Origin of the sequence: Saccharothrix syringae (assembly GCF_009498035.1) — a bacterium.
In the GTDB taxonomy this organism is placed as follows: Bacteria; Actinomycetota; Actinomycetes; order Mycobacteriales; family Pseudonocardiaceae; genus Actinosynnema; species Actinosynnema syringae.
Window position 1 is genome coordinate 5,505,680 of sequence record NZ_CP034550.1, and the last position, 15,243, is coordinate 5,520,922.

Annotated in this window: 14 protein-coding genes; 9 read left to right on the forward strand and 5 right to left on the reverse strand. The window is 76.0% G+C overall.

The features are described from left to right. The first annotated feature begins 284 nt into the window (after positions 1–284). Positions 285–1,916, forward strand: coding sequence for an outer membrane protein assembly factor BamB family protein (locus EKG83_RS23870; RefSeq protein WP_033431134.1), 1,632 nt, complete (start codon positions 285–287; stop codon positions 1,914–1,916). 91 nt (positions 1,917–2,007) lie between these two features. On the opposite strand, the gene EKG83_RS23875 is transcribed toward EKG83_RS23870, so the two are convergent. The 4 genes from EKG83_RS23875 to EKG83_RS23890 are packed head-to-tail and all read right to left on the reverse strand — an operon-like array spanning position 2,008 to position 5,775. Then, on the reverse strand, positions 2,008–2,685 hold the full coding sequence (locus EKG83_RS23875; protein WP_033431135.1) for a dienelactone hydrolase family protein: 678 nt from the start codon (positions 2,683–2,685) through the stop codon (positions 2,008–2,010). Beyond that, a complete protein-coding gene (locus EKG83_RS23880; RefSeq protein ID WP_051765777.1) occupies positions 2,682–3,548 on the reverse strand; it encodes a S66 peptidase family protein in 867 nt (288 codons plus the stop codon). Before EKG83_RS23880 ends, EKG83_RS23875 begins: the two co-directional genes overlap by 4 nt. Beyond that, positions 3,545–3,811: a hypothetical protein gene (locus tag EKG83_RS23885; protein WP_153278330.1), complete on the reverse strand. Its 267-nt coding sequence runs from the start codon at positions 3,809–3,811 to the stop codon at positions 3,545–3,547. The genes EKG83_RS23880 and EKG83_RS23885 overlap by 4 nt, the downstream gene beginning before the upstream one ends. A 50-nt stretch (positions 3,812–3,861) precedes the next feature. After that, complete coding sequence (locus tag EKG83_RS23890) at positions 3,862–5,775, reverse strand: dipeptidyl-peptidase 5 (RefSeq protein WP_033431137.1); 1,914 nt, start codon at positions 5,773–5,775, stop codon at positions 3,862–3,864. Positions 5,776–5,900: 125 nt separating this feature from the next. Between EKG83_RS23890 and EKG83_RS23895 the strand changes: the two genes are divergently transcribed. The 8 genes from EKG83_RS23895 to EKG83_RS23930 all read left to right on the forward strand — a co-directional run bounded on the left by EKG83_RS23895 (position 5,901) and on the right by EKG83_RS23930 (position 13,765). Next, positions 5,901–6,467: a DUF3090 domain-containing protein gene (locus tag EKG83_RS23895; protein WP_033431193.1), complete on the forward strand. Its 567-nt coding sequence runs from the start codon at positions 5,901–5,903 to the stop codon at positions 6,465–6,467. Between the two features lie 7 nt (positions 6,468–6,474). Continuing rightward, positions 6,475–7,269 carry an SCO1664 family protein gene (locus tag EKG83_RS23900; protein ID WP_033431138.1) on the forward strand — a complete coding sequence of 265 codons (795 nt, stop codon included), beginning with the start codon at positions 6,475–6,477 and terminating at the stop codon, positions 7,267–7,269. Positions 7,270–7,581: 312 nt separating this feature from the next. Next, positions 7,582–8,058, forward strand: coding sequence for a GNAT family N-acetyltransferase (locus EKG83_RS23905; RefSeq protein ID WP_033431139.1), 477 nt, complete (start codon positions 7,582–7,584; stop codon positions 8,056–8,058). Beyond that, positions 8,058–8,828 carry an aminoglycoside phosphotransferase family protein gene (locus EKG83_RS23910; RefSeq protein ID WP_051765780.1) on the forward strand — a complete coding sequence of 257 codons (771 nt, stop codon included), beginning with the start codon at positions 8,058–8,060 and terminating at the stop codon, positions 8,826–8,828. Before EKG83_RS23905 ends, EKG83_RS23910 begins: the two co-directional genes overlap by 1 nt. Before the next feature lie 30 nt (positions 8,829–8,858). Then, positions 8,859–9,668: a DUF3097 domain-containing protein gene (locus tag EKG83_RS23915; RefSeq protein WP_033431140.1), complete on the forward strand. Its 810-nt coding sequence runs from the start codon at positions 8,859–8,861 to the stop codon at positions 9,666–9,668. Between the two features lie 209 nt (positions 9,669–9,877). Continuing rightward, positions 9,878–10,303: an NfeD family protein gene (locus EKG83_RS23920; RefSeq protein ID WP_033431141.1), complete on the forward strand. Its 426-nt coding sequence runs from the start codon at positions 9,878–9,880 to the stop codon at positions 10,301–10,303. A 99-nt stretch (positions 10,304–10,402) separates the two neighbouring features. Further along, positions 10,403–11,629, forward strand: coding sequence for an SPFH domain-containing protein (locus EKG83_RS23925; RefSeq protein WP_084716402.1), 1,227 nt, complete (start codon positions 10,403–10,405; stop codon positions 11,627–11,629). Between the two features lie 204 nt (positions 11,630–11,833). Beyond that, on the forward strand, positions 11,834–13,765 hold the full coding sequence (locus EKG83_RS23930; protein WP_033431142.1) for a DUF6541 family protein: 1,932 nt from the start codon (positions 11,834–11,836) through the stop codon (positions 13,763–13,765). 49 nt (positions 13,766–13,814) lie between these two features. Here EKG83_RS23930 and EKG83_RS23935 read toward each other — a convergent pair whose 3' ends face one another. Then, the gene (locus tag EKG83_RS23935) at positions 13,815–15,191 is read right to left on the reverse strand and encodes an amidase family protein (RefSeq protein ID WP_033431143.1); all 1,377 of its coding nucleotides are present in this window, start codon (positions 15,189–15,191) and stop codon (positions 13,815–13,817) included. Positions 15,192–15,243 lie beyond the last annotated feature (52 nt).

A 15,243-nucleotide genomic window follows, 5' to 3' on the forward strand; every position in this document is an offset into this window, starting at 1 on the left:
TCCGGCGCTGGCGCCGGGTTCACGGCGCGGGCGGTACGAGGGCGCGGCGCGGCGGCGTGGGGCCGTCGAAACGACCGATACCGACCGATACCGGTAGTACCGGGGCGCGGCGGCCCGCTCGACGTCGTCGAAGGGGGTGTGTCCGGCGGGCTCGGGTCATCCGTTCGATTGATCCGCCAGTCAACCTTCTCCCGCCCCGATCCGGTCCTTTCGCCGATCGTGCGCCTCCCTCCCCGCTGCCACGGTGGAGGTGCGGTCCATCGAGGGCGAAGGGGGAGACGGGCATGGCACTACCCAAACGGGGGATCACGCTGGTCGCGGTCGTGTCGTCGGTCCTGCTGCTGGGCACGGGGGCGACGGGGGCGACGGGTGCGACGGGGGCGGCGACAGGGGCCTCGCCGCACCGGCCGGGTGACTGGCCGACGTGGTCCAAGGACGCGTCGGGGTCGCGGTACGCGGCGGCGGAGTGGCGGATCACCCCGCGCACCGTGTCGGGGTTGAAGCTGAAGTGGGCGTTCGCGTTCCCCAAGTCGCCGTTGCCGGTGCGCAGCCAGCCGGCCGTGGTGGGCGGGGTGGTGTACTTCGGCGGCCCGGACGGCAGGTTCCACGCGCGGGACGCCCGGTCGGGTGCCGAGCGGTGGACCACGGACCTGTCGGGCATCGCGCCGGGCGCCAGGCCGGCGATCCCGTGGGACAGCCCGTCGGTGTCCGGGGGCCGGATCTACTTCGGTGACCTGCGGGGTTACGTCTACTCGCTGGACCAGCGCACCGGCCGGGTCGTGTGGGCCACCCAGGTCGACGCGCACCCGGCGGCGACGGTGACCAGTTCGCCGATCGTGCACGACGGGCTGGTCTTCGTGGGCACGTCCAGCGGGGAGAACGCCGCGACCGCCCCGGACGGCGGCGACGACCCGAACTACCCGTGCTGCACCTTCCGCGGTCACGTCGACGCCCTGGACGCCGCTACCGGCGAGCTGGTGTGGCGGCACTACACCGTGCCCGAGCCCCGGGCGGTGGGCACGTGGCCCAGCGGCGCCACCCGCTACGAGCCGTCCGGGGCCGGGGTGTGGAGCTCCCCGGTGATCGACCCGCGCACCGGCACGCTCTACGTCGGCACGGGCCAGAACTACACCGGCAGCGCGGGCGACTTCGACACGCTGCTGGCGCTGGACCACCGGACCGGCGCGGTGAAGTGGCGCAACCAGGTCACCAAGGCCGACACGTGGCGCGGGCTGTGCAACGCCCCCGACCCGGCGGGCTACTGCCCCGGCCTGGCCGACGGCTCGGCGCTGGACTACGACATCGGCGCCACCCCGAACCTGTTCACCGTCGACGGCCGCGCGCTGGTCGGCGTCGGGCAGAAGCTGGGCGTCTACCACGTCTTCGACGCGGCGACCGGCGAGGTGGTGTGGCGCAGGCAGTTGGGCGTGCCGTGGCCCAGCGGCGGCATCGGGGGCATCCAGTGGGGGTCGAGCTTCGACGGGCACCGGCTGTACGTGGCGACGTACTTCGCCGAGCCGGGCAAGGTCTTCGCGCTGGACCCGGGCACGGGCCGGGTGCTGTGGGAGACGCCCAACCCGGCCGACGGGTGCACCACCGGCGGGGCGGCGGCGTTCCCGGAGATCTGCTCGCTGGGTCACGGCCCGGCGGTGACCAGCAGCCCGGGGCTGGTGTGGGAGGGCGGCAACGACGGCAAGCTGCGGGCGTACTCGGCGCGCGACGGCCGGGTGCTGTGGACCTACGACACCATCCGCGACTTCACCGGCGTCAACGGCCTGCCCGGTCGGGGCGGCACGATCGGCGGCGGCGGTGGCGGCGTGGTGGTGGCCGACGGGATGGTCTACGTGCAGGCCGGGTACGCGCCGGACTACCCGAACCCCGACGGCGGTGACGTGCTGCTGGCCTTCGGCCGCTGAGCGGCCCCTCGAAGCAGGACCCCCGTGGCGAATCCCGGTGGACAAGCCCCTTGTGCCGGTGCCGGTCACCACCGGCACCGGCACGGGGCGGTCAGACGGGCAGGGTGCGGGCGAGGAACGCGGTGGTCAGCTCCCACGCGGCGGCCGCGGCGGCGGGGTGGTGGAACTGCGGGGCGGCGTGGTTGTGGAAGGCGTGCCCGGCCTGTTCCTGGACGTGGATCTCGGCGTTCGGCCTGCCGGTGACGGCGTCGACGACGCGCTGCACGGCCGCGCGCGGGATGTAGGGGTCCTGTCCGCCGAAGTGGTACTGGACCGGGCAGGTGATCCGGTCGAGCTGGTCGAGGCGGTCGGGCACGCCGGAGCCGTAGAAGGACACCGCGGTGTCGGGGTCGGCGGCCGCGGCGACCTCGTGGGCGATGGACCCGCCCAGGCAGAAGCCGAACACGCCGGCGCGGCCGGTGCGCTCGCGCAGCCGCCGCAGGGTGGCCGCGGTGTCGGACACGCCCAGGGCGAAGTCGAACCGGCCGGCGACCTGCATGGAGGCGGCCACGCCGTCCTCGTCGTGCGCGGAGGACCAGCCGGGCGCCACCCGCCAGAACAGCTCGGGCACGGCCACCACGTAGCCGAGGGCGGCCAGGTCGACGGCCACGGAGGTCAGGTAGTCGTCCAGGCCGAAGATCTCCTGGACCAGCACGATGCCCGGCCCGCTGCCGGAGGCGGGTTCCCAGACGGGCGCGTCGAACGCCCCGTCGGCGACTTCGATCTTCACGTGCCCACGGTTACCACACCGGTGCCCCCGTCGATCTCCACCGACACGCCCAGGGGCACGGTGAGCTGCCCGGCGCGGTGCCCGAAGCCGGCGTCGGCGACCACCGGCACGCCCAGCCCGCCCAGGCGGTCGGCGAGCACGGGCGCGACGTCGCCGCACCCGGTCCAGGAGCCCAGCACGATCCCGGCGACGCGGTCGAACCAGCCGGCGCGCAGCAGGGCGGTGAGCATCCGGTCCAGGCGGTAGGGCTCCTCGTTGACGTCCTCGACGAGCACGACCGCCCCGTCGGGCGGCGGGGTGTCGAACAGGCTCAGGGTGCCGCCGGCGGCGGTGCCGCGGGCCACGCCGGGCACCATGCCCGTGCCCCGGTAGGAGGCGACGCCGGTGAACAGGGCGCGGCGCAGGTGCTCGCGGGCGGCGGCGTCCTCGACGAAGGCGGTGGTGGCGATCATGGGTCCGAACCAGGTGGGGACGCCGGCCTGCCGGAACCGGTCGTGCAGGGCGGTGGTGTCGCTGGAGCCGGCGAAGACCTTGCGCCGGCCGGCGGCCACGGCGGTCCAGTCGACCAGGTCGACCACGCGCGTGCTGCCGTAGCCGCCTCGGGCGCACAGCACGCCGGCCACGGCGGGGTCCAGCCACGCCTGTTGCAGGGCGCGGGCGCGGTCGGCGTCGTGGCCGGCGAGGTAGGGCAGGGTGGGGTGGGTGTCCAGGGCGTGGGGTGCGGCGCGGGCGTCGAGGCCCCACTCGCGCAGCCGCGCCAGGCCCGCGTCCAGCAGGGGTGCCGAGACGGGGCCGGCGGGGCTGACGACCACCACCCGGTCGCCGGGGGCGAGCAGCGGCGGGCCGGCGGGAGGCGGGGTCACGGGCGCCCGGCCGGGGCGGTGCGGGCCGCCGGCGGGCGGTGTCCGCGCGGGTCGGGCGCCGTTCGCGGGCGTGGGCCGGTGGCGAGGGGTCGCCCGGCGGCGGTGTCCGGGACGGCGGACGGCTGCGCGGCGGGCGGGCGCACCCCGGCTGCGGGGCCGGTGACCGGCGCGCCGCCGGTCACCGCGGCCAGGGCGACCGACGCGGCGACCGACGCGGCGGGCGTCCCGGCCGCGCCCGGCGTCACCGTCACCGTCACCGTCACGGACACCGTCACCGTCACCGGCCGAGGTCCGGGAATCCCCACCGCCGCGGTCACCGGCGCAGTTCCAGGACCGGCACGCCGGGCGGGGTGAAGCCGAACACCTGCCCGTAGAACGACAGCTCGGCCTGCAGCGCCGCGATGATCGTGCCGGCCCGGCGGAACCCGTGCTGCTCGCCCTCGAAGGTCAGGTAGGCGTGCGGCAGCCCGGTGCCGCGCAGGGCCGCGGCGAAGCGGTCGGCCTGCTCGGGCGGGCAGATCTCGTCCTCCAGCCCCTGCAGCAGCAGCACGGGCCCGGCGAGCCGGTCGACGCGGTTGGCCGGGGACCGCTCGGCGTACCGGTCGGCGGCCTGCGGCCAGGGCCCGACCAGGCCCTCGACGTAGCGGGACTCGAAGTCGTGGGTCTCGCCGCCGGTGCCGGTCCAGCCGGCCAGGTCCAGGATCGGGAAGGCGACCATGCCGCACCGGTAGGTGTCCACCGAGGTCAGCGACGCCGCGGAGGTGAAGCCGCCGGCGCTGCCGCCGCGGATGGCCAGGCGCGCGGGGTCGGCGGTGCCCTCGTCGGCCAGGGCCCGGGCGACGGCGGCGCAGTCGGCCACGTCGACCACGCCCCACTGGCCGCGCAGGCGTTCGCGGAAGGCGCGGCCGTAGCCGGTGGAGCCGCCGTAGTCGACCGCGACCACGCCGATGCCGCGGCTGGTGAAGTAGGCGATGTCCAGGTCGAGCACGGGCAGGCTGCGGCCGGTGGGGCCGCCGTGGACGTGCACCAGGTACGGGGGCCGCTCGTGGTCGGGGTGGGTGAAGTCGGGGTTGCGCGGCGGGTAGACGTGGGCGGGCACGTCGCCGTCGGGGCCGGTGAACACGCGTTCGACGGGCACGGGCAGGTACGCCTCGGGCACGCCGGTGTCCTGCGCGGTGTGCGCGGTCAGCTCGCCGGTGGACAGGTCCAGCGACACCACGGCGGTCTCGGCCAGCGGTCCGGCGGCGGAGCCGACCACGACCCCGTCGTGCGCGGCCAGGTGGGCGTGCCAGACGGGCAGGTCGGTGTCGACGTCGGTGACGGTGCGGCTGCGCTCGTCGAGCACGGCCAGCCGGTTGGCGCGCAGCACGGCGTGGCGGCCGCGGCCCAGGGGCGCGAACCAGCGGTTGCCCAGCCGCCACACCGGGCCGCCCAGCTCCCACGGGCCGGGGGCGAGGTTGACCGACCTGCCTGCCAGGTCGACGCGGTGCAGGTTCCACCAGCCGTCGGGGTCGGTCAGCACCAGCAGGTCGGCGCCGTCCCACTCGACCTGGCAGACGGCCTCCTCCGGGCCGCCGGCGAGCACCCGGTGGCCGGGCACCCCGACCTCGGCCACGCACAGCTCGGTGCCGTCCCAGGGCATCCGGGGGTGGTCCCAGCCGATCCAGGCGAGGTGGCGGCCGTCGGGCGAGGGCCTGGGCCCGGTCATGAAGCGGTGGCTCGCGGCGAGCACCCGCGGCGCGCCGCCGTCGAGCGGCACGGCGACCAGGTCGCGGCGGACGTCGGTGCGGGCGTCGCCGGTGGCGGTCTCGCGCACGCACCACACCTCGCGCCCGCCGGGCCCGGCGACCAGGTCGGCGTAGCGCAGGCCGTGGCGGCGTCCCGGTTCGGGGGTGATGGGCACCGGGCGGGGGTCGTCGGGGTCGAACAGGTAGATCCGCTGGTCGTCCCAGTGGGTGAACGCGACGCGGGTGCCGTCGGGGGTCTCCAGCACCGCCCAGGGGCGTCCGCCGTACTCGTGGACGCGGTTGCGGGCGTTCCACGGGGGCGGCAGCAGGTCCTGCCCGTCGCGCACGAGGGCGACCCGGCCGCCCTCGTCGGGGCGCCCCTCGGCCCACCAGGGGCGGCCCCGGTGCAGGTCCACCCACTGCACCCCGCCGCCCGCGGCGGCGGCGTCGGCCGCGCCGACCGGTGAGCTCCACGTTCCGCACGGTGCGATCTCGACCACGCGCGCACCCTATCCGCACGTCTGCGGGCCGGCCGCGCGCGGCGGGGCGCCGGGTGGGGCGCGGGGCGGAAATGGCGGGGGCAGGGCTGCCGATCTTGCTCGCGTGGCCTAGGGTCGTGTTCGTCATGGCACGCGTCATCCACGTATTCCGCCAACCCGACCGGTTCGTCGCCGGGACCGTCGGGCAACCTGGCGAGCGCACGTTCTACCTGCAAGCCTCCGAGGAGGCCCGGCTGGTCAGCGTGGCGCTGGAGAAGCAACAGGTCGCCGTACTCGCCGAGCGCATCGGCTCGCTGCTGGAGGAGGTGCACCGGCGGTTCGGCGCGGAGGTACCCGAGGCGGTACCCGAGGACCTCCGGGACACCGAACCCCTCGCGGTGCCGGTCGAGGAGGAGTTCAAGGTCGGCACGATGGGGCTGGGGTGGGACGCCGAGTCCCGCGCGGTGGTCATCGAACTGCTCGCGATCACCGAGGAGGAGGTCGACGAGGCGGTGGTCCTCGACGACACCGAGGAGGGTCCCGACGCGGTCCGGGTGTTCCTGAGCCCGGCGGAGGCGCGCGCGTTCGCCGAGCGCGCCGACCGGGTGGTCAAGGCGGGCCGCAAGCCGTGCCCGCTGTGCTCGGAGCCGCTGGACCCGGAGGGGCACGTCTGCCCGCGGCAGAACGGCTACCGGCGCTCGGACGAGGGCTGAGCGTCGCGTGGGGCCGGCCGGGGAGGGTGTCCTCGAACTGCTGCGGCGGGGTCGCCTGGAGGTGGAGGGCCGGATGGTCGACGCCTCCAACGCGACCCTGTTCTGCCGGATCACCCTGGACGGGGTGAGCGGGCAGTGCGTGTACAAGCCGGTCAGCGGCGAGCGGCCGCTGTGGGACTTCCCCGACGGCACGCTCGCCGGCCGCGAGGTGGCCACCTACCTGGTGTCGGAGGCGGCGGGCTGGCACCTGGTGCCGCCCACGGTGCTGCGGCCCGGCCCGTTCGGGGCGGGCATGGTGCAGCTGTGGGTGGACACCCGCGAGGACGAGGACCTGGTCGACATCGTCGCCGAGGACGAGGTGCCGGCCGGGTGGCGGGCGGTGCTGCGCGCGCACGACCGCTACGGCGAGCCGGCGGTGCTGGTGCACGCCGACCACCCGCGGGTGCGGCTGATGGCGGCGTTCGACGCGGTGGTCAACAACGCCGACCGCAAGGGCGGGCACGTGCTGCACGCCGCCGACGGCGCGGTGTACGGGGTGGACCACGGGATCTGCCTGCACGCCGAGGACAAGCTGCGCACGGTGCTGTGGGGCTGGCTGGGCGAGCCGCTGCCGGAGGAGGCGGTGGACGCGCTGCGCCGGGTGCGGTCGTGCCTGGAGGGCGAGCTGGGCGAGGCGCTGCACGAGCACCTGACCCGCGCGGAGGTGCGGGCGCTGGCCGAGCGGGTGGACAAGCTGCTGGCGGCGGGGGTGTACCCGGAGCCCTCGGGCGACTGGCCGGCGATCCCGTGGCCGGCGTTCTGACCGCTCCGGCCGCTCCTGTCCCGTCCGCTCCGCGGCCGGCCGTTCCCGTTGCGCCCTGTCGCACCCCCGTTCCCGGCCGACCGTTCCCGGCCGACCGTTCCCGGCCGACCGTTCCCGGCCGACCGTTCCCGGCCGACCGTTCCCGGCCGACCGTTCCCGGCCGACCGTCCGCAACCGGCGGCTCCGCCCGCCGGCGCGTCCCGGGTACCGCCGGTACCCCGTGCCCCGCGGGCTCACCCGTGCGCGGGGTGATCGTCGCCGTGCGGCGCGGGGTGTCTGACAACGGCGTCGGTTGGGTGTCTACTTGCCGGCGTGAGCGGCGTGGAACTGCGGGCGGTGACCGAGTCCGACGTGCTGGCCTTCTTCGAGCACCAGCGCGATCCCGAGGCGGTGCGGATGGCCGCGTTCGTCTCCGGCGACCCCGACGACCGGGCGGCGTACCTGGTGCGGTGGGCGCGGATGCTGGCCGACGAGTCGGTGGTGACGCGCACGGTGGTCTTCGACGGCGAGGTGGTCGGGCACCTGGGGCGGTTCACGCAGTTCGGTGAGCCGGAGGTGACCTACTGGATCGCCCGGGAGCACTGGGGCAAGGGGCTGGCCACCGCGGCGCTGGGCCTGTACCTGGCGTCGGACCCGGTGCGGCCGCTGTACGCGCGGGCGGCGGTGGACAACGTGGGGTCGCTGCGGGTGCTGGCCAAGTGCGGGTTCGTGGCGGTGGGCGAGGACCGGGGTTTCGCGGAGGGGCGGGGCGAGGACGTGGAGGAGTTCATCCTCAGGTTGGACCGCTAGTGGTCGGGGTGGACGGGGGCCTGGCCGGGCGGATGGCGCGGCGGTTCGGCGAGGGGGTGCGGCCGTGGCTGGAGGGGCTGCCGGCGCTGGTGGCGGAGTTGTGCGCGCGGTGGGGCCTGGAGGTGGAGGGGCCGCTGTCGGGCGGCACCTCGCACGCGCTGCGGTGCCGGCGGGCGGGTGTGCCGGTGGTGTTGAAGCTGACCCCGGAGCCGGCGCTGGCGCAGGCCGAGCGGGCGGCGTTGCGGGTGTGGGGGCCCTCGCCGCGGGTGGTGCGGGTGCTGGAGGCCGACACGGCGCGGGGTGCGCTGCTGCTGGAGGGCCTGGTGCCGGGCACGCCGGCGGCCGACGGGCCGGGGTTGTTGGAGGTGCTGCGCGCGTTGCACGTGCCGGCGCCGGAGGGGTTCCCGCCGTTGGCGCAGCGGGTGGACTTCGTGTTCGGCCTGCTGGCGCGCCGGCACCCGGGTGACCACTCGCGGGCGCACGCGGAGGCGTCGCGGCTGGCGCGGGACCGGGTGCCGCGGGTGCTGCTGCACGGTGACCTGCACCCGGCCAACGTGCTCGACGCCGGGCCGCGGGGGTTGGTGGTGATCGACCCGCGGGCGTGCGTGGGCGACGCGGCGTGCGATGCGGTGGACTTCGCCTACCTGGGGCCGGACCTCCGGGCGCGGATCGAGTGGTTGTCGGCGGTGGTCGACGGTGACCGGTTGGCGGCGTGGTGCCGGGTGTTCGCGGCGTTCCACCCCGACCACCCGGCGGTGCGGTCGGCCTGAGGGGCGGACCGGCCGGTAGGGTCGCGCGGCGTGCGATCACACGAGTACGGCCGGGACGTGTTGTCGGGCGGCAGGCGGCGCGCGGTGCCGGAGGTGGCGGCCGAGCCGGGGCTGGTGGTGGAGGACCCGGGGTCGGGTTTCTGCGGCGCGGTGGTGCGCTTCGAGCACGGCGGGGTGGTGCTGGAGGACCGGCACGGCCGGCACCGGGTGTTCCCGCTGCGCCCGGCGGCGTTCCTGCTGGAGGGCCGGCCGGTGACGCTGGTGCGTCCGGCCGCGCCGGCACCGTCGGCGGTGTCGCGGCGCTCGGCGTCGGGTTCGGTGCGGGTGGAGGGCCTGAAGGCCCGCACGGCCCGGGACAGCCGGATCTGGGTGGAGGGCGTGCACGACGCGGAGCTGGTGGAGCGGGTGTGGGGCCACGACCTGCGGGTGGAGGGCGTGGTGGTGGAGCCGCTGGACGGGGTGGACGTGCTGGCCGAGCGGATCGCCGGGTTCGGCACGGGTCCGGGGCGGCGGCTGGGCGTGCTGGTGGACCACCTGGTGGAGGGCAGCAAGGAGTCGCGGCTGGTGGCGGGGATCCGGGACGAGCACGTGCTGGTCACCGGTCACCCGTACGTGGACGTGTGGCAGGCGGTGAAGCCCGCGTCGGTGGGGATCGCGGCGTGGCCGCGGGTGCCGCGCGGGGTGCCGTGGAAGGAGGGGGTGTGCGCGGCGCTGGGCTGGGGTGAGCCGCACGAGGGGTGGCGTCGGGTGCTGGCGGGGGTGTCGGGGTTCCGGGACCTGGAGACGCCGTTGCTGGGCGCGGTGGAGCGGTTGATCGACTTCGTCACCGAACCGGCCTGAGCCGCACCCGCCCGTTCGCACCGGCCTGTCCGCCCACGCCTGCCCGCCCGGGCCGCGCCTGTCCGCCCACGCCGTCTGCCCCCCGTGTGGCCGGGGCCGCCCCCGGTCGACCAGCCGTCCGTCGCCCCCCGCCCGCCGGCCTGGCCGGGCCGCGCCCGGTTTTCGGGTGAAGCGGCCCGTCGGGTTCCCGCTGGTGGGAGGATGGCGGTGTGGCCGCGTTGATCTGGTTGGTCCTCGGTGTCGTGCTGGTGGCGGCCGAGATCCTGTCGGGTGACTTCGTGCTGGTCATGCTGGGTGTGGCGGCGTTCGGCGCGGCCGGTGCGGCGGTGCTGGGCGCCGACGTGCTGGTGGCGGCGCTGGTGTTCGCGGTGGTGTCGTTGGGGCTGCTGGTGGGTGCGCGGCCGGCGATCAGGCGGCGGATGGAGCTGGGCACCGGGCACACGTCCGGGGTGGAGGCGCTGGTCGGCAGCACGGCGGTGGTGGTGTCGCGGGTGGACGCCCACGGTGGCCGGGTGCGCATCGGCGGTGAGGTGTGGTCGGCGCGGTCGTTGGACCGCGGGGTCATCGAGCCGGGCGCGGAGGTGACCGTGGTGGAGATCTCGGGTGCGACCGCGGTGGTGCTGGCGGCGGTCTGAAGGTCCCCCCGGCGGGGAGGGATTCGTGCGAGTGGAGGCGGGAGAACGGTGACCACGCTGATCGTCATCGCGGTGCTGGTGTTGTTCGTGCTGGTCGTCATGGTCAAGTCGGTGCTGGTGATCCCGCAGGCGACGGCCGCGGTGGTGGAGCGGTTGGGTCGTTACCGCACGACCGCGGCGCCGGGGTTGAACATCCTGGTGCCGTTCTTCGACCGGGTGCGGGCGCGGATCGACCTGCGCGAGCAGGTGGTGTCGTTCCCGCCGCAGCCGGTGATCACGCAGGACAACCTGACGGTGTCGATCGACACGGTGGTGTACTTCCAGGTCACCGATCCGCGGGCGGCGGTGTACGAGATCTCGAACTACATCGTGGGTGTGGAGCAGTTGGCGACCACGACGCTGCGCAACCTGGTGGGCGGGATGAGCCTGGAGGAGACGTTGACCTCCCGCGACCAGATCAACAGCCAGTTGCGCGGGGTGCTCGACGAGGCGACGGGCCGGTGGGGCATCCGGGTGGCGCGGGTGGAGCTCAAGGCGATCGACCCGCCGCCGTCGATCCAGGACTCGATGGAGAAGCAGATGCGCGCGGACCGGGAGAAGCGCGCGATGATCCTCAACGCCGAGGGGCAGCGGGAGTCGGCGATCAAGACCGCGGAGGGTCAGAAGCAGTCGCAGATCCTGGCGGCGGAGGGCGCGAAGCAGGCGGCGATCCTGGCGGCGGAGGCGGAGCGGCAGTCGCGGATCCTGCGGGCGCAGGGCGACCGGGCGGCCCGGTACCTGCAGGCGCAGGGGCAGGCCAAGGCGATCGAGAAGGTGTTCGCGGCGATCAAGGCGGGCCGGCCGACGCCGGAGGTGCTGGCCTACCAGTACCTGCAGACGTTGCCGCAGATGGCGCAGGGTGACGCGAACAAGGTGTGGTTGGTGCCCTCGGACTACGGCAAGGCGTTGGAGGGGTTCGCGCGGATGCTGGGCGCGCCGGGCGAGGACGGGGTGTTCCGCTACGAGCCGCCGGCGGAGGAGCCGCCGGCGGAGGAGCCGCCGGTGTCGGCGCCGGAGCAGGACGACGCGTCGGTGGCGGACTGGTTCGACACCGCGCCGGACCCGGCGGTGGCCGAGGCGGTGCGGGCGGCGGAGGCGGTGGCGCGCAAGGAGGTGCCGGGGCCGTTGGACGGGGCGCTGGGGGGCGCGCCGTCGGGGGCGCTGGGTGCGTCCGGGGCGGCGCCGGGTGCGCTGGGTGCCGGGTCGCCGGCGGGGTCGGGTTCCGCGCAGGCGGGGCGGGAGTTGGGCGGTGGGGAGGCGGAGGCGTCGCGGTCGCCGCTGGAGTGACGCCGCTGGAGTGACGTCTTAGGGGGGCCGTTCGTCTTCGACGGCCCCCCTTTTTTCGTGTGCTCCGCCGTCGATCGACGCCCGAGGCATGTCGTGTCCGGTGGAATTCGGTGGCTTCATGCAACCGGCGCGGGGTTGGCGCGCCCTTAGGAGGTGGGTCCGGGGAGGGCCCGCGTTCCTGAAGGCGTCTCGTGGGGGACATCCATGTCGTGGTTCGGCGTCGTGCCCGTCGCACTGGTGGTGGTCGGGTGGTTGTGGGGGCCGGGGTTGCCGGTCGGTCTGCTGTTGGGGTTGCGGGGGATCGCGCTGTTCGCGTTGGCCCCGGTGTTCGGCGTCGCGGTGGTGGCGTCGGCGGCGGTGGTGGCGCGGTTGGTCGGGGTGGCGTGGTCGGTGCCCGTGGCGCTGGTGGCGTCGGCGGTGGCCGCCGGGTTGGCCGGGGTGGTGGCCGTGCTGGCGCGGCGCGGGGACTTCCTGGCGGTGCGGGCCGATCCGCGGCGGGTGTGGCTGGTCGCGGCGGCGGGGTTGTCGCCGGCGGTCGCGCTCGCCGCGGTGGCCGTGGTGCGGGCGGTGGGGGCGCCGGACGCGATCTCGCAGGTGTTCGACACGCCGTTCCACTACAACGCGCTCGCCCACGTCCTCGACAGCGGGGACGCCTCGTCGTTGACGGTGAACGCGGTGGGCGACCCGGAGACGCCCACCGCGTTCTACCCGGCGGCGTGGCACGACCTGACCTCGCTGGTGGTGATGTCGACCGGTGCGTCGATCCCGGTGGCGGCCAACGTGGTGTGCGCGGTCGTGGTGGTCCTGGTGTGGCCGGTGGGCTGCCTGCTGCTGGTGCGGCAGCTGTTCGGCCGCGACCCGGTGGCGTTGGCGGTCGCCGGGGTGCTGTCGATCGCGTTCCCGGCGTTCCCGTGGGACCTGTTCGGGTGGGGCGTGCTGTGGCCGAACCTGCTGGGCCTGGCGTTGGCGCCGGCCGGGTTCGCGCTGGTGTTGACGGTGACCGGGTGGGTCGCGGACGACTGCCTGGGTCGGGGTCGGGCGTGGTTGTTGTTGGCGGTCGCGGTCGGGGCCGCGGGGTTCGCCCACCCGAACGTGGTGTTCTCGCTGATCGCGCTGTCGGTGTTCCCGGCCGGGGCGGCGGTGTACGTGCGGGCCCGGGGGTTGCGCGCGGGGGGACGGGCGCGGCGCGGGCTGGTGGAGTGCGCGGTGTTCGTCGGGGTGGTGTTCGGCGGCTGGCTGTGGGCGGCGACCACGCCGGCGTTGGCGGAGGTGCGCAACTGGAACGCGTGGAAGTCGTTCGAGACGCCGGCCGCGGCGGTCGGCGAGGTGGCGCTCAACGCGACGAACCAGCGGGACGCGCTGTGGCTGCTCTCGGCGCTGGTGGTGGTCGGCGCGGTCACGGCCCGCCGCCGGCCGGCGATCCGGTGGGTGGTGGCGGGGCACCTGGTGTCCGGGGTGCTCTACGTGCTGGCCGCCGCGCTCAACCGGCCCGACACCGACCTGCTCACCGGCTACTGGTACAGCGATTCGCACCGGCTGGCGGCGATGCTGCCGATCACCGGGGTGCCGCTGGCGGTGGCGGGGGTGCTGGCGCTGTCGGCGAGGGTCGCGCCCCGTGTCCGCCGGCTGGGCGTGGCGGGGGTGGCGGTCGGGTTGACCGCGGCGCTGGTCGTGCTCACGGGCGGGCTGTACCCGGGCGACCGGGAGGCGCGGGTGGCGGTGACCTACCCGAAGGCCGAGCGGGACAAGCTGGTGCCCGACCGGACGCGGGAGTTCTACGCGCGGGTCGCCCGGCACGTGCCGGAGGACTCGGTGGTGCTGGGCAACCCGTTCGACGGCAGCGTCTACCTGTGGGCGCTGACCGGCCGCGAGGTGTTGTACTCGCACCTGCTCAAGCCCTTGAGCGCCGAGCAGGAGTACCTGGCGCGCAACCTGCACCGGGCGGCGGGCGACCCGCGGGTCTGCGCGGCGCTGGCGCGTTACCGGGCCGGGTACGTGCTGATCGCGCGGGACGACCCGGCGATCGTGGGCGTCGAGCCCTACGGGGGTGTGGCGGGTGTCCCGCGGGCGGCGGGGTTCGAGCTGGTCGACCGCGAGGGGCCGGCGAGGCTCTACCGGATCACCGCCTGCCGGTGACCGCCGACTGCCGGTGTGGGTGCCGCCTGCCGGTGGGTGCCGTCGGGGGTCAGGGGGTGGCGGGTGGGCGGCGGTCGGTCCAGGGGCGGGCGCGTTCGAGTTGGCCGGCGGCGGTGAGGATGGTGGTCTCGCCGTCGGGGGCGGCGACGAGCTGGACGGCCAGGGGCAGGCCGGTGCGGGTGTGGCCGGCGGGGACGGCGGCGGCGGGGTTGCCGGTGACGTTCCACAGGGGCAGGAACGCGGTGAGGCGGGCGGCGGCGAGCAGGGCGGTGACGGTGGGGTGGCGCCGCCACTGGCCCACGCGCAGGGGCGGGCGGGTGAGCACGGGGGTCAGCAGCAGGTCGTGGTCGGTGAACAGGCGGTTGGCGCGGCGGGTGAGGCCGGGTTGGCGGGCCAGGGCGGCGCGGACGGCGGCCGGGGGCAGGGCGCGGCCGAGGTTGGCCACGGCGCGGGTGCGGCGGTCGAGGCGGTCGGGTCGGTCGAGGGCGGCCTCGGCGGCGGCGGCGCCGTGCAGGTAGCGGGCGGCGAAGGCGGCGGGGCCGGCGAGTTCGCGGGGTGCGGTGTCGAGGCGGGTGACGTCGTGGCCGAGGTCGGCGAGCAGGCCCGCGGTGTCGAGGACGGCGTCGCGGACCTCCTGGTGCAGGGGGGTGGCGGGGCCCCAGGGGCGCAGTGACACGGCGATGCGCAGGGTGCGGTTCGCGGTGGCGGCGGCGGTGTGGTCGGTGCCGGGGGCCAGGACGTCGAGCAGCAGGGCGGCGTCGCGGACGTGGCGGGTGATGGGTCCGGCGGCGACCAGGCCGTCCCGGGTGTCGGTGTCGGGGGTGAGCGGGACGCGGTCGCGGCGGGGTTTGAGGCCGAACAGGCCGGTGCAGGCGGCGGGGACGCGGATGGAGCCGGCGCCGTCGGTGCCGACGGCGGCGCCGACGAGGCCCGCGGCGACGGCGGCGGCGGATCCGCCGCTGGAGCCGCCGGGGCTGTGCTCGGGCGACCAGGGGTTGCGGGTGGCGCCGGCCCAGGTGGACTCGGTGTGGGGCCACAGGCCCAGTTCGGGCATGCGGGTGCGGCCGAGGACGACGGCGCCGGCGGCGCGCAGGCGGCGGACGATTTCGCCGTCGGCGGGTGCGGGCCGGTCGACCGCGGCGGTGCCGCGGGTGGTGGGCAGGCCGGCCAGGGGGATGTCCTCCTTGACCGCGACGGGCACGCCGAGCAGGGGCGCGTGCTCGCCGCGGGCGCGCCGGGCGTCGGCCTGGTCGGCCTCGTCGAGGGCGCGGCGGGTGAAGACCAGGCGGAAGGCGTTGAGGTGCCGGTCGTGGCGGTCGATGCGGCGCAGGCACTCGGCGACGAGGTCGCGGGCGGTGAGCGCGCCGGAGCGGATCAGCTCGGCTTGTCGCGCGGCGCCGGCGAAGCACGCGTCGGTCAGGTCCATGTGCGCACCCTAGGACAGCGCGGGGGCGCGGTGGCGTGCGCGGGTGATCACC